At 43.8% G+C, this 14,824-nt stretch carries 7 protein-coding genes; 2 read left to right on the forward strand and 5 right to left on the reverse strand.

The features are described from left to right. Positions 1-94 precede the first annotated feature (94 nt). Together EYR97_RS04225 and EYR97_RS04230 are read left to right on the forward strand one after the other, a co-directional pair. Positions 95-3,058: a TonB-dependent receptor gene (locus EYR97_RS04225; RefSeq protein WP_131092577.1), complete on the forward strand. Its 2,964-nt coding sequence runs from the start codon at positions 95-97 to the stop codon at positions 3,056-3,058. 110 nt (positions 3,059-3,168) lie between these two features. Continuing rightward, positions 3,169-9,300 (forward strand): pectinesterase family protein, encoded by a 6,132-nt coding sequence (locus tag EYR97_RS04230; protein ID WP_131092578.1) that lies wholly within the window; start codon positions 3,169-3,171, stop codon positions 9,298-9,300. 84 nt (positions 9,301-9,384) lie between these two features. Here EYR97_RS04230 and EYR97_RS04235 read toward each other — a convergent pair whose 3' ends face one another. Genes EYR97_RS04235 through EYR97_RS04255 form a run of 5 tightly spaced genes read right to left on the reverse strand, consistent with a single transcriptional unit; the run spans position 9,385 to position 14,824 of the window. Further along, entirely contained in the window at positions 9,385-10,185 is an 801-nt protein-coding gene (locus tag EYR97_RS04235; RefSeq protein WP_131092579.1) for an ATP-binding cassette domain-containing protein, read from the reverse strand. Then, the gene (locus EYR97_RS04240) at positions 10,185-11,180 is read right to left on the reverse strand and encodes an oligopeptide/dipeptide ABC transporter ATP-binding protein (protein ID WP_131092580.1); all 996 of its coding nucleotides are present in this window, start codon (positions 11,178-11,180) and stop codon (positions 10,185-10,187) included. The genes EYR97_RS04235 and EYR97_RS04240 overlap by 1 nt, the downstream gene beginning before the upstream one ends. Before the next feature lie 2 nt (positions 11,181-11,182). Continuing rightward, on the reverse strand, positions 11,183-12,076 hold the full coding sequence (locus tag EYR97_RS04245; protein WP_131092581.1) for an ABC transporter permease subunit: 894 nt from the start codon (positions 12,074-12,076) through the stop codon (positions 11,183-11,185). Beyond that, entirely contained in the window at positions 12,063-13,094 is a 1,032-nt protein-coding gene (locus EYR97_RS04250; RefSeq protein ID WP_165477972.1) for an ABC transporter permease, read from the reverse strand. The genes EYR97_RS04245 and EYR97_RS04250 overlap by 14 nt, the downstream gene beginning before the upstream one ends. Next, positions 13,091-14,824, reverse strand: a complete 1,734-nt coding sequence (locus tag EYR97_RS04255) for an ABC transporter substrate-binding protein (protein ID WP_131092583.1) — start codon at positions 14,822-14,824, stop codon at positions 13,091-13,093. The genes EYR97_RS04250 and EYR97_RS04255 overlap by 4 nt, the downstream gene beginning before the upstream one ends.

Below are 14,824 nucleotides of genomic sequence, written 5' to 3' on the forward strand. Positions count from 1 at the left end.
TGTATTTCGTTGTTTTTTGATTGCATAATGCCACCGGTGGCACTTAGGGCTATGCCGAATCGTGTCATTTCATTAGCAATAGGAGCGAAAATACATGCATATTTTCAAATGGACGACACTTGCACTTGCCGTTACTTCAGCATTTGCAAGTGCTGCGCAGTCCAATGAACAGGTTCAGGGCCCCTCCAATAGTGTGTCCACCGACCAAGTAGAAAGTACTGAGTCGAAAAAACAACAAGAAGAACTAGAAGTCATTGAGGTTAAAGGTGTTAAGCAAGCCGATTTAAAGGCACGTGACCTTGAGCGAATGAAAGACGGCTTCAGCTCTGTAATTTCAACCGATGACTTAGGTAATTTTGTCGATCAAAACGTAGCGGAATCTCTTCGCCGTATGCCGGGCGTAACCCTTCAGCGTTCAGAGGGTGAGGGTAAATATGTGACCGTAAGGGGTCTTGGCCCAGGTTTCGTATCAGTAAACATGAATGGCTCTCAAATGTCTGGTGCAGGCGATGAGCGCAAGGTAGGTCTAGATGCTTTACCCTCTGACTTACTTGGCACCATAGAAGTTTTAAAAACCCTTACCCCAGATCAAAACTTAAACTCCATCGGTGGAACGGTCAATGTAAAAGCAATATCGGCTTTTGATCGCGGTAAGAATACACTCAAAATCCGTGTTCAAGATTCCTATAACGAACTGCGTGGCGAACATTCTCCTCGATTTAGCTTCGATGGAACGCAATTCTTCAATGACGAAAAACTGGGTATTGGCTTTGCTGTTTCTCACGAAGACAGAAAGACCATGGTTGACGAAATGCGTCATCATAGCCAAAACGAAATGAAGTTTTATCGAGCAGATTTAGGCAAGACTGACGAAGAAATCGCTGCCGGCGATGAAATTCTCGCGCCTTCTCAATTAGAAAATCGTCGTGAAATAGCAGGCCGCACACGCCAAGCCGCGGCTCTTAACATTGAATATAAGCCCAATGCCGATAGTTATTACTACGCCAAAGGGACATATACACAATTTGATGATGACGACTTAGCCTTGCGTGAATTCTATGATTTCCAAGATGCAGGCTCTGTTGGAAGTGGTGAAATTGTTTATGTGAATAGTCAAACTAAAGAATTTGTTCTTAGTGATATTGACGTATTCCACCAGCAGTTTATTCAAGAAAGCGAAAATAAGACCGTGACGTTTAGTGTTGGTGGTGAAAATCGCTTTGCGGATATGTTTGTTGTTGACTATGAGTATGCTAACTCTCGTTCAGAAGAAGATTCCCGCGGCGATAGACGTGTACAGTTTAGAGAACGCGACCTTATTGTATATGGTCAAGGGTTAAGAGATACCATTAATGCGCGCATTATGAGCCCTGAAGACGCTGCTGAACTTGCAGGCCTTACTTACGACCCTGAAAATAGTATTTTTGGTACTTCAGGCAGTGGTGATGGCTCCGATTTATCAAATTACCGTTTTGATAATCTATTTTTAGAAGACGGTGTTCGTACTGATGAAATTCAAACATTTAACTTTAACGTTAGAGCTGATGTTCTAAACGATTGGTTGAATTACGTAAAAGTAGGTGCGCAAGTTACTGAGCGTGATCATGTTCGTGATAAAGATCGCTGGAGCTTTGACCCATCAGCAGACGATTGTAATGGCGACCAAGCATGTATTGACGCCGTTAACGCAACACTTGCTGACTTTGCCACAAGTATTCCATCTGACAGTGTTTTTCAGTTGCCTTTTGAAAGCAGAGAAACCGTTGATGCTATTGTTAATGCAACCCGCCAAACGGTAGAACCGGCAACTAACGGTGAAGTATCCATCGAAAGCACCAAGAATGATTATGCCATCATTGAGGACACTAAAGCAGTCTACGCGATGGCGGAATTCCCAATAGGGTTGGATGCAACACTGATTACGGGTGTTCGGTGGGTGGAAACAGAGTTTTCTTCTTCTGGGTTCATGTCACTCGAAAATGATGATTTTGAGTTTAATGGTGCAGGCCAAGGTAGTCTTGATATTGCTATTCCGCTACCTGAAGCATCAATTAAGTACAGTGAGTTTTTCCCAAGTGCACACTTGAAATGGGAAATGTCGGAAGACATTTTAGTTCGTGCAGCGGTTTGGAGCAGTTTCACTCGCCCTTCATTTAAACAAGCTCGCGCGTTTGCTATTTTCGACAGTGATATTGAGCTGTGTCCGCCGGGTTCAGATAACTGTGATGACAGCCAAGGCGGCGCGACTATTCAGCAATTAAGCCAATATGTCTTAGGTTCTGATAATGCGCTCAACGTGGGTAACCCCAACTTGCTGGCTATGACATCAATTAACTACGATGCGTCGATAGGTTGGTATCCAAGTGAAAACCTCTTTATGGAGGCCGCAGTATTCTACAAAGATATTGATAACTTCATTGTTGATGTGAATGGTATTGGTATGTCTATTGCCGATTTACCGTTAACCCTACCTGTTAATCAAGTTACCGAGTTTGTGATCCCTCAAGATCTGTTTTTAAACGAGATAAATACCACTATCAACGGTGATAAAGCCAAGGTTTATGGTATTGAGTTGAGCTATAACCAATACTTCGAAAACGGCTTCTTCGTTCAAAGTAATGCCACTTTTCTTGATAGTGAAGCAACACTCGACTCTTCAATTCGCCAAGGTACGGTTGCTTTGCCTGATCAAGCGGATACTACGTTTAATCTCGTTGTTGGTTGGGAAAGTAAGTCATTTTCAGCTCGACTAATCGGAAACATACGTTCCGATATTCTAGAAGAGATTGGTGGTTGCCCTGCCTCTGTGAGTACAAGCGATACCAAAAACTGTAAAATTTGGGCTGATCAGTATCAAGCCGAAGTGAAGAGCTTAGACTTTAAACTTCAGTACGATATTACCGAAAAAGTACAACTCTATTTTGATGCTATCAATCTTACTGAAGCTGAAGATTTGCGTTATTTCGTCGGTAATGAGCTCAGTGGCGGAAACGTACTTTACCAAAAGGAAAAATACGGTCGTAGCTATCAACTTGGCGTAAACGTTAAATTCTATTAATTGCCCGCGCTGGAGATATCTCCAGCACACGCTTATAAAAGCTGGCGCGGACAATATTGTATGGTTTTACCGCCATGTACGCCCAGCTTCCAAATGGAGGTTGAGTAAAAATGAAATGCTCAAAAATTGCTACTGTTGTCAGTGGCATCCTACTGCTGGCTGCTTGCGGAGAAAAAAGCAGCACGAATGTGAAATTGCCCCCAGAACCGGCCTTAACAGGGGTGTTTGTAGACAGTCCTGTAAGTGGTTTGAGTTACAGTTCCGACTCTGTGAGTGATGGTGTAACTAATGTCGATGGTGAATTTACTTACTTCAGGGGTGAACAACTCACCTTTTCTATCGGGGAGCTTGCTTTCCCCGATGTACCAGCCTCAAGTGTCATTTCACCTCTCGATTTGTTTCAGACTGATAACGCGTTTGACCAATCGCTTGTGAACACGTTAAGACTACTTCAGTCTCTTGATACCGATGGCGACCCTACAAATGGTATAACACTGAGTGCTGATGCGGCTAATGTGGCCACGGCTACACTTGATGATGGACAGACACTCAGTGAATTTTTTAGTCAGTCTGATACTGACTTTGCTACAGATGTTGAAGTGTGGCTGGGCGCTGCGGGTGGAACAACCAGTGTGTTAGTTGATAAAGCCACAGCAATAACGCATTTTGTCGACTATCTCGAGAGTGAACTGGGTACGCTATTTCCCAATACTTTCGATGTTGATAAGTTCGTTGGCGATGTATACGCACCACATTTGGTAGGTCGTGAGGTCGTTGAATCGACACTTAATTTTACGCCGACAGATGAAACCAATCTTGCCGGAACATATATACGCACAACGGGCGAAACGCTAGTTGAAGGCACATATCATTTTGCTTTTGGACGTAAAGTATTAGTACTGAATCACGGTGACAATGTCGAATTCTTGATTTCTCGTGCTTATAACACTGTAAATGACGTTTATAGTCTGTGTATCGATTCAACAACTGCTGAGCAGGCTAGTGCAACCGCACTTTATGTTGAAGCTTGTTTAGCGGCAGAAGACCCTCAAAGCGCTGTATTGGCGTTTACACCCGACCAAGCTCAAGCGGAAATCACCCGTCTTGAAGAAGCGGCGACGGCTGTAGCTGCTGCGTTGGAAGAAAATTTTGATACTGATACCGATACCTTCTTTTCTTCGTCATATAAACGACTAAGCGATGCCCCTGATGCAGGAGCCTTGTATCTTGTTACGGGTGGCAGCCCTTTAGTTGATGCCACCACTGGGCAACTTACGCTAGAAGGCGACCGCTTTACTATTGGTAACGCAGCTGCAAACCCCTCAGCTAACACATCTGGCTCAGACACTGTGGGAACGGGTATTTTCAACATTAGTGAAGGCTTTAGTATTAGCTTTGATGTTGTTGAAGTGGGTAATGCTGGCTCGTTTTCTTTGTATGTTGATAATAATACAACAAGTCAAGGAAACTCTGTACACGGGGCTGCATCGAAGTTTGTAAGTATTAACTTATCAGATGGTGATTTGGTTCCAGGTACTCGCTATTCGTATACTTATCTTCCCGGTGAAGATATTGGTGGCGGAGATCCAACTTTACCTGATGCTAAAATACTTAATACAACAATTACGAATAGCTTCTTCCAATTAAGAACCGATTCTAGTGGTTCTATCACTATTGATAATTTACGTATCGACACTAACGCGGATGCCGTAGAGCCGGTTGACCCAGTTGAGCCTGAGCCAGAACCAGACCCAGAGCCTACGCCTGATATTCCTAATACACCTTTGCCTTTACACTATGGATTCGCTGGTGTGAGTGAAGATGTGTTTTCGACTAACTTTGCTGCTATCGAAAATGCGGCGGGTGAATCTGTGCCCATGTTCACTATTACCGGTGGTTCGGTAACGCAAATAGACACAGGTATTCAGCTAGACGGCGGCCGATTCACAATGGGGAATACTGAGCCTGATACTACAAGCTCGGCTGACGATACAGGGTCTACAGGGGCGCTTGATTTAAGTCGTCCTTATAATGTTATTTTTGATGTCATTTCCGCACAAGACAGTGAAGGTAACAATAAATTCCAGATCTATGTAGATAACAACACATCAGGCAGTGCGAATTCGTATTTAGGCAGTGCGTCGCGCTTCTTTAATGAACCCGTGCTTGACCTTGTGCCTGGCACAACCTACACAGTGCCTGGTACTGTGGCGAGTCAAAACTCTTATCTGCAGTTCCGTACAGAAAGCGGATCAGTAGTGGTCATTGACAATATTCGTATCGAATATATTCAAGAGAATGTGTTACTAGAAGAGCAGTTTGAAACAGATAAAGACACCTTCTTTAGCGCCAGCTATAAAGATACTGATGGAAGTGGTAATACCGCATTTTACCATGTGACTGGTGGCAGCTCAGGCCTTACTATTACCGATGGGCAGTTATCTATTGATAGCGCACGTTTTTCTTTGGGTAATTCAACTCCAGAAACCGAGACATCAGGTGATGACACTGTAACTTCTGGGGTACTCGATCTTAGCCGAGAATACACCATTAGTATGGATATCGTCTCTGTTGAAGATACTGAAGGTAACAACAACTTCATCATTTATGCCGACAACAACACCAGTAGTAGCAGTAAATCTATTCACGGTGGCGCGTCGAAATTCTACAGTGAAGCGATTACCTCGTTAACACCTGGTCAGCGTCTTTCTATAGAAGGCTTTGTAGCAACATCATCTTCGTTCCTACAACTTCGCACCGAAAGCGGTGGCAAGGTGGTTATCGACAACTTAACCATCAGCTATAACGGCGACTCGGTTGACTCAAGTATCTTTCGTTGTGAAAACGAGCCTGACTTATACTATTGTGCTGACTTCGCAGATGGTTCCATGGAAGACTTTGAGCTACTAGCAAATGAGTCCGGCTCAAACGGCGCTCAAGGAAGCTTTGATATTCTGGATGACAATGGCAACAATGTAATGCGCTATACCGCAGGTGGAGAAGGCGGTGAAATATTCTTGGTTAAGTCATCTGCACTTAGCGCAATTCCAGAAAGCGGAAACTACTTTGTCGAAGCGCGTATTCGACCTCGTCAGAATAGTACCACTCGTAATAAGCAAATTTTCTTATTAGGGCGTTATGACAGTAACGGCAATTGGTACGGTGGTGGCCTCAATGTACAGAACTCCACATCAAGCACACAAGTTGAAGTAGCAATAAGTGACGCGGGCAGTATTGCAAGACCGGTACAAGCCAAATCACCTATTGAGTTGGGTGAGAAAGACGGTATTGACGGTGTTTGGTATCGCGTTCGCTTTGAAATGCTTGATGACGCACTTACGGTTTACCTGAACGGCGAAAACATGGGGTCAACTACCGATCAAACCTACACGGCAACGGGTTTAATTGGTATGTTCACCAATAACCGCTCGTTCGAGATTGACGACATAAAAGTGGGCGACCCTTCTGTTAAACCTGTGCAACTAAGCCTTGATTACACCGACTCGGTTTGGGAAACCAGCACAAGCAGCGAACCATTACTTGTTTACGTTACTGCTACACAAAGCGATGGTGTTACTGAGGATACGTATACAGTGGTCAGCAGCGATACAGCGGTTGTGTCTGTGGATGTAGATGGACCACTAGTGACACTGACACCATTGTCTGCTGGCAATACTGAAATTACTTTTACCTCAGGTTCTGATCCAACATTGTTTAAGACCCTTCAGGTGTCAGTGCAAGAAGGCTTTACCATGCCAACGAGTACCTATGGCGACCTTTTAGCGAATACCGTTCCGTTCAGTGGAATGCAAAATGCTTATGTAGATACATCGTTAACACTGACTTTCGACAATAACCCCACATTAGGTGAGGTGGGTGAAGTCCGCATTTACAATGCAGAAACTGATACCTTAGTTGACATACTAAATGTAGGACAAGATACAGATTCTATTGGATTTAAAGAGCAATCTCGCCAGCGCCATGTGAATTATCGTCCTATCAAAGTTGAGGATAATAAGCTTGTCATTAAACCGCATACTAACGCATTGGAATACGGGCAGCGTTATTACGTGGCAATTGGCGAAAGTGTTGTAAGCAATGCAGTCTTAAATGGCAGTGCGTTTGAAGGACTGGGTAAAGCGGCAAATTGGTCATTTACCACAAGAGAAGCGCGACCATCGGGTAATGCCTTGTTGGTGGATGATGACGGTGAAGCTGATTTTCGTACTGTGCAAGGTGCGCTAAATCACATCATGCAATATGTTGAAACGGATGCTGGTGCATCAATTACTATCCGAGATGGACAGTACGAAGAATTATTGTTCTTACGTGGTAACAATAAAGTTACCCTGCATGGTGAAAGCCGTGAAGGCACTGTGGTGTACTACAACAACTTTGAGAGCTTCAACAGTGGAAGTGGCAAGAGCGAAGGGCCAGGTGGCACGCCTGCTGGCGGGCGAAGTGTTTTCTTGGTCGAAGGTGTAGATGAGTTAGCATTAACTAACTTTACCTTAAAGAACTCGCATATTCGCAGCAACGACTACTCGAACCAAGCTGAAACGATCTATTTCAACAGTGATAATGGTCGTTTAACTGCGGTAAATATGAACTTCATCAGCGAACAGGATACGTTACTGCTTAAGGGCTTTAGCTGGTTCTATGAAACTTTAGTGGCTGGTAACGTTGATTTTATATGGGGTTATGTGAATACCGCACTGTTTGAAAACAGTGAAATTCGTACTATTGGTGATTCCAAAAATGGCAATCCTGACGAAGACACTGCCGGTGGCTATGTATTGCAGGCCCGTGTACCTGACATCAGCTACAAAGGTTTTATTTTCCTTAATAGTGCGTTTACCAATGGCCCAGGCCCAATAGGCAATGGCGTGCTGGATAACTCTACTTATATTGCGCGAAGTGGCGGAAGTAGTGATTATTTCGACAATATAACGCTTATCAATAATCGTTTTGATACCCATATTGCTGATATAGGTTGGGCAGGAGAAGGTGTAAGAGGTCAGCCAGCACCAAATCCAAGTCAACCGTCCGCAACAGCAGGGTGGCGTGAGTATGGAAGTATGGATATGGACGGCAACCCGTTAAATTTAGATGCACGCCAATTTGGTTATGTGTTATCTGATGACGAGGTGGTAAACCTTCTATCTCGTGAAGACATATTCTCGCACTTTGACAGCGGAGCAGGCTGGCTGCCATCTGCGCCGGAAGCCGATGACATCAGCCTTATTGATGGTTCAACATCTAGTGGTTTTGCGCAACACAACTTCACGCTTACTGGTGGAGCAGGTGGCAATGTGGTTACTGTGAGCACGGGTCAAGCGTTGCAAGCTGCACTTAATGAAGCTAAAGCAGCCAATACGCCAGTAACGATTTACGTAGATGGCGTGATCACAGATGCGAATAATGGTGGTAATGGCACCGCTATAGAAGTTAAAGATATGGACAACGTCACTATTGAAGGGGTTGCTAACCGTGGTGAGCTTGATGGAATTGGTATCCTTATTCGACGTGCCAACAACATCATTGTGCGCAACTTGAAGATCCATCATGTACTAACGTCAGGCAAAGATGGAATATCGATTGAAGGCGATAATGATGGCTCGACCACCAGTCATATTTGGATCGATCACAATGAGTTATACAGCTCGCTATCAGTAGATAAAGACTTTTACGATGGCCTAATAGACAGTAAACGCGGTGCGAAAAATATTACTATCTCGTACAACTATTTACACGATCATTGGAAAGCGTCATTACACGGCCATACGGAAAATGATACTGACAGTGACAATACGGACAGGCTAATTACTTTCCATCACAACCGTTTTGAAAGCATAGAGTCTCGTTTACCACTGTTCCGCTATGGACATGGACATTTGTACAATAATTATTACAACAATATTAGTTCTACTGGCATAAATTCACGCCAAGGGGCAGAGCTAAGAATAGACAATAACGTGTTTGAGAATACACAAAATCCAATTGTGTCGTTCTACTCTGATGTCATTGGCTATTGGAATACGTCGGGTAATTTATTTGGGCAAGGTGTTACGTGGACAACCCCAGATGAAGGCGATGTTGTAGCAGGGCCTGATGCTACACCAACGTCGAGTTATGAAGTACCGTATGATTACCAAGCGCTTGATGCAGCGCGTGTTAAACAGCATGTATTAAATCACGCTGGTGTTGGTAAGATTAGCCAAGACCCTGCAAGTATTCCTTAACGGGTCAAAATAAACGATTAAAGGGCCTTTTATAGGCCCTTTTCTTTGTCTTTATTCTGCGTATTTATGTATAAAAAACGGCTATTAAAGCGTTTGTTGAGGTACTAAGGATTGGTATGCGGTAACCAATTTTTTAGTGCGTAAATGTTGTGGCCACCTGAAAATAGTTTCTGTTTTACCTTCTTCCACAATTTCCCCGTTTTCCATTACGATGACGCGATCAGCGATATGGCGCACTATACCTAAATTGTGACTAATAAAGATAAACGCTAAACCTAACTCTTGCTGAAGTTGCAAAATAAGGTTTACTGTTTGTGAACGAATTGAGGGATCAAGTGCGGCAAATGGTTCATCTGCCACGAGTACTTTAGGCTTAAGAACAATTGCACGGGCAAGGGCAACGCGCTGCTGTTGACCGTCAGAAAGCATATGACGATAAAAGTGATAATGCTCTCGAAGCAGGCCCACTTTAACCAGTGTTTCTTCAATCAGAGACCTGCGTTGTGTTTCCGTTAAGTCAGTGTTGAGTCTTAACGGTTCGTCAAGAATTTTTCCGACGGGCACCGCTGGGTTCATTGACTCATTGCTGTGCTGCAAGATCATGCGAATATCGTGAGTACGCTTCTGTTTGTTGTCTTTTGATTGATATTTCGCAAGGTATTTATGTTCGTTTATTTCAATTTCTCCAGCATCAGCAGGAATTGCTCCAACAAGGAGTTTGGCGAGTAGAGACTTACCCGAACGGTTCTCGCCAATTATCGCAATAGTTTCACCGCGCTTAACACTTAAATCGACAGGACCGAGCTGAAATATTTCAGGGCGTTTTAGCCAGCGCTTCTTTTCATTGTGGATAAAGGTGAGCTGCCTTACTTGCATGATATCCATTATGGTTTCTCCATGTGCAATGGATAGTGACAACTGTAGCTATGGTCGTGAATTTTTCGCATTGCCGGAGTTTGAACACACGCTCGTTGAGCTCGCGGACAACGCGGCCCTAGACGACACCCAATAGGAAGGTGTTGTAGCGTTGGTATCGAGCCGCCTAAGGTAGGCAAGTGCGATTTAGGAGGCAAGTCTTTTCTAAAGCTAGGCGCGCTGTCAAGTAGCGCTTTGGTGTAAGGGTGCAAAGGACGTTTCTTTATATGCTTCATCTTACCCGCCTCTACGGTTTGACCTGCATATAACACTGTCATTGAGTGTGCCATACTGGCGATGGCTAACAAATCGTGGCTGACAAACAAGATAGACAATGAGCGAGTTTGGTTAAGCCGTGTAAACAGCTTTAGAATTTGTGTTTTTGTGGTGGGCTCCATACCACGTGTTGGATCGTCAGCAATGAGCAATTTCGGTTGTGACACCAATGCCATGGCAATCATAAATTTCTGCCCGATATCCGCTGGTATCTGATGAGGGTAGGCGCTCAAATAATGTTTGTGATATTTAATACCTACTTTGTGTACCGTACTGATGGCTATTTTTTTTCTGTGTTGAGCACGTTGCCAAAACCAGCTACCTTCAACAAATTCATCGGGAATACTCTCCTCTAATTGCTCCCCTAACGTAGCGGAAGGATCTAAGCTCGATTGAGGGTTTTGGAATACCACGGCAATTTCACGGCGCATTACTTCTCGTCGTTGTTGGACTGACATACTTAATAAGTTCTCACCATTCCAACTCATTCTGTCGGCAGTCAAATTCCACTGACTTGGCAATGCGCCACAAATAGCAGATACAATTAAGCTTTTTCCTGAGCCTGATTCGCCCACCAAGGCACGAATTTCACCACTACTGACAGATAAATTCACCTTGTCGAGGGCTTTAATACTAGCATCACCACTTTCCATCTCGAGGGTCAAATTTTTAATATCGAGCATTGGCATGATTAGTGACTCACTCTTTTTCTAAGTGCCGAACGAAGACCATCACCGACAATGTTAATGGAAAGCACGAGTAAAAATATGGCCATTCCGGGCACGGCGACGTTCCATGGTGCGAGATAAGCAACATCAAGTCCATCAGCCAAAATAACGCCTAATTCAGGTTGTGATGCTTGTGCGCCAAGGTTCAAAAAACCAAGTGCGGAAATATCGATCACTGCAATTGAAAGAGCAAGTGTACCTTGTACTACCAACATTTCTATCATGTTGGGTAAAATGGAATGAAAGAAGAGTTGCCACTTATTTGCGCCATCTAATTTAGATGCAACTATGTATTCTTTTTTCATTTCTGCGCGTACAAAACTACGGGTGTGATGCACGAATTGTGGAATGAGTGCTAATGTGATTGCCCACATACTATTGACTAAGCCTGTTCCCAGTATTGCAACAATGATAATGGCAATCAACAGCGTTGGGATGGCCATGAGCGCGTCTAAGAGGTGGTTGACGATACTGGAGCGTAAGCCTCTTAACATTCCCGCTATAGTGCCTATGCTAACCCCCACTAACATCGCTAATACCACGGTAACAAACGCGGAGCCTAACGTAATCCTGCAACCGTAAATTATTAATGTGAATAAGTCTCTGCCAAGTGCATCTGTGCCGAAGATGTGTGATATCGACCCGTTGGGTAACCAACTTGGAGGTAGTAAAAGCCCGTCAATATTTTGTTCGATGGCAGTGTAGGGAGTAAGGATAGGGGCAAATACCGAAAAAATAACAAACAATCCCAGCATCGCTAGGCCAACCATAGCGATGTGACTTGACTTGAATGACAGCCAAGTGCGTTGCCAGGGAGACGGATGGAACTCTTCATCATATAGACTAAACTGTGGCACGTTCGTATTTCTCTCTGCTGGGATCAATTAGCCTATTAAACAAATCAACAAGGATAGTCAGTGTGATCACCACTGTTGATACCGCCATCATTCCCACGCGCAAAGCAGGGTAGTCTCGTTGATATATGGCTTGAATTAGCCAATTGCCGATACCTGGCCATGAAAATAAGGTTTCTACAATCATTGCATTGGTTATCAATGTGGTAATTTGTATCGCCATAAGTGGCAAAATAGGAAGTAGTGCATTTCGCAAAATATGTCGAAAGAATATTTGCCAGCTAGACAAGCCTCGAGAAACTGCAGCAGCAATATAAGGGCGGTGTTTAACATCTATCACCGATCGTCGAGTAATGCGGATCATTGAAGCTGTTGTAATGGCACCTATTGCAAGGGTAGGTAAAGCTAAATGGGAAAATGCATCTTTTAACGCCAAAGGTTTGTTGGCTAATTCACTTAATAAAATATCGACGATAATAAACCCTGTGATTGGTTCTATGTCGTAAAGAAGACTAATTCGCCCAGAGAGTGGAGCAGAATCCAACTGAAGGCTAAAAATTAAAATTAAAAGAAGCGCAAACCAAAATACTGGAAATGAATAGGTAGTTATACTAGTGCTATTTATCACATGATCCGATGTTGAGTAACAGCGCATACCTGCATAATAACCTAACGGTATACCAATAAATAACGCCATTAACATAGCGTAGGTCGCCAACTCTATGGTGGCGGGAAGCGCTATCCCTACCTCTTCCCTAAGGGGTAATCCCGATGTGAAACTATATCCCCAATTGCCAGCAAGCATATTCTCTACGTAATGAAAAAACTGAATGAGGTAAGGACCATCTAGTTTGAACTGGCGGGTCAATGCTTCTCGCTGCATTTCATTTTGTGGAACCAAACCAGTTAGGTTTTCAAGTGGGTCGCCTGGAAACAAATAGGCAAGCGAGAACGACATAAACGCCAACACCAAAAGCGTCAAAAATAAAAGTGTACTGTATCTAATTAGAATTTGTATCACAGGGTCTTTTCAACTCCACCAAAACGCACACCCCCAAATGGGTTTATGGTCATGTTTTCTAAATCTTTACGATAAGCTTGATAGCGATATGCATGTGCAATAGGTACTAAGGGAAGGCGCTCGTAAAGTAGACGATTTACTTGTTGATATATAGCATTGCGTTCATCGATATTATCAGTCTGCAGTGCTTTATTAAGCAACTCATCATAGTCTTTATTGCACCACATGGCTCGGTTTGTACCAGAAGGAATGGCACCGCAACTTAGCAGCGGTCGATAAAAGTTGTCGGGGTCACCATTGTCAGCCGACCAGCCAATTAAAACGGAATCGTGCAAACCTTCTTGAAGGTGGCGTCTAAACGTCGTCCAGTCATAACTTACTATTGTGGCATCTATGCCAACATCACGTAAGTAACGTTGTATTAGTTCTGCCATTTTATGGGCATTAGGGTTATAGGCTCGTTCCACAGGCATAGCCCAAATTGTCATAGAGAAACCTGGTTTTACACCCGAATCAGACAGTAGCTTTCTTGCTAACACCGGGTTGTAAGCCGTGTCATCAGCGTCATTTTGAAACGCCCAGCTTGCAGCAGGTAACAGTGTTTTGGCTCTGGTAGCGCTATCAAAATAAACGGCTTCCAAAAGTGTATTTTTGTCAATTGCAGCGGCAAGTGCATGTCTTACATCAGGGTTGTCAAAGGGCGGGCGTTGAGTATTAAATGCCCAAAAGCCAATATTCAGCCCTGGCTTTTCTGCTAATACTAGATCATCTCGGGTACGAATTACCTCGAGTTCTGTCTGTGCGGGAAATGCGGTGGCGTCGCATTCACCAGTGATTAGTTTAGCCAGACGTAAAGAGCTGCGGGGAGTAATGTCAAAAACAAGTTGTTTGACGGATGTATTTGACGCGTCCTCTATCGAGTTTGCTAGCGTCGTTTCGTCTTGCTGTGTGGAATTAACCGCTACATTTTGTGATTCATTATCGGCAAAGGTTTCGGGAGTATTGTCGTTAATAAGTCGCCAATATTGATTGTGACGCGCGTACTTAATGAAATGGTCTTTGCGGTAGCTGACAAATTTAAACGGGCCAGTGCCAATGGGAAGTTGGTCAATTTTACTCGGCGTACCGTCTTCGGCAAGCTGCGAGGCATACTCTTCAGACAGAATAACCGCGAAGTCTGTGGCAAGATTTGAAAGAAAAGAACTATCGCGACGTTTCAATGTTATTTCTATGCGATATCCATTCACTCTCTCGACAGAAGCTATGTTCTGAGCCAGCCCTAAACTTTCAAAATAAGGGTAGCGCCCCCCTGATACATAGTGATAAGGGTGAGAGCGCAATCTCCACCTGTCTAAACTAAAAATAACATCATCAGCATTAAATGTGCGAGACGGTGTAAAATACGCTGTAGAGTGAAACGCAACGTCTTTTCTCAACTGAAAAACATAAGTCAGGCCGTCGTTGGTTACCAGCCAGCTGCTCGCTAAACTCGGGACAATGCGACCTGAATCTGGGTCAAAATCGAGCAATCTGTCGTACAGTTGGTGTGAGGAGGCATCTGATGTCGTACTGGACGTATCGAGTTGTGGGTTAAAAGTAACCGGGTTACTCTCAGAACAATAAATAATGCCTGAATTGTAGAACGCTTGCTTGTTTTGTTTACCACAAGACACGACTAATAGCGCTGTAAATAGCACTAAAAACAAACGAACTACCCAACCATTGAACAT

Source organism: Alteromonas sp. KUL42, assembly GCF_006538325.1.
Classification (GTDB): domain Bacteria; phylum Pseudomonadota; class Gammaproteobacteria; order Enterobacterales; family Alteromonadaceae; genus Alteromonas.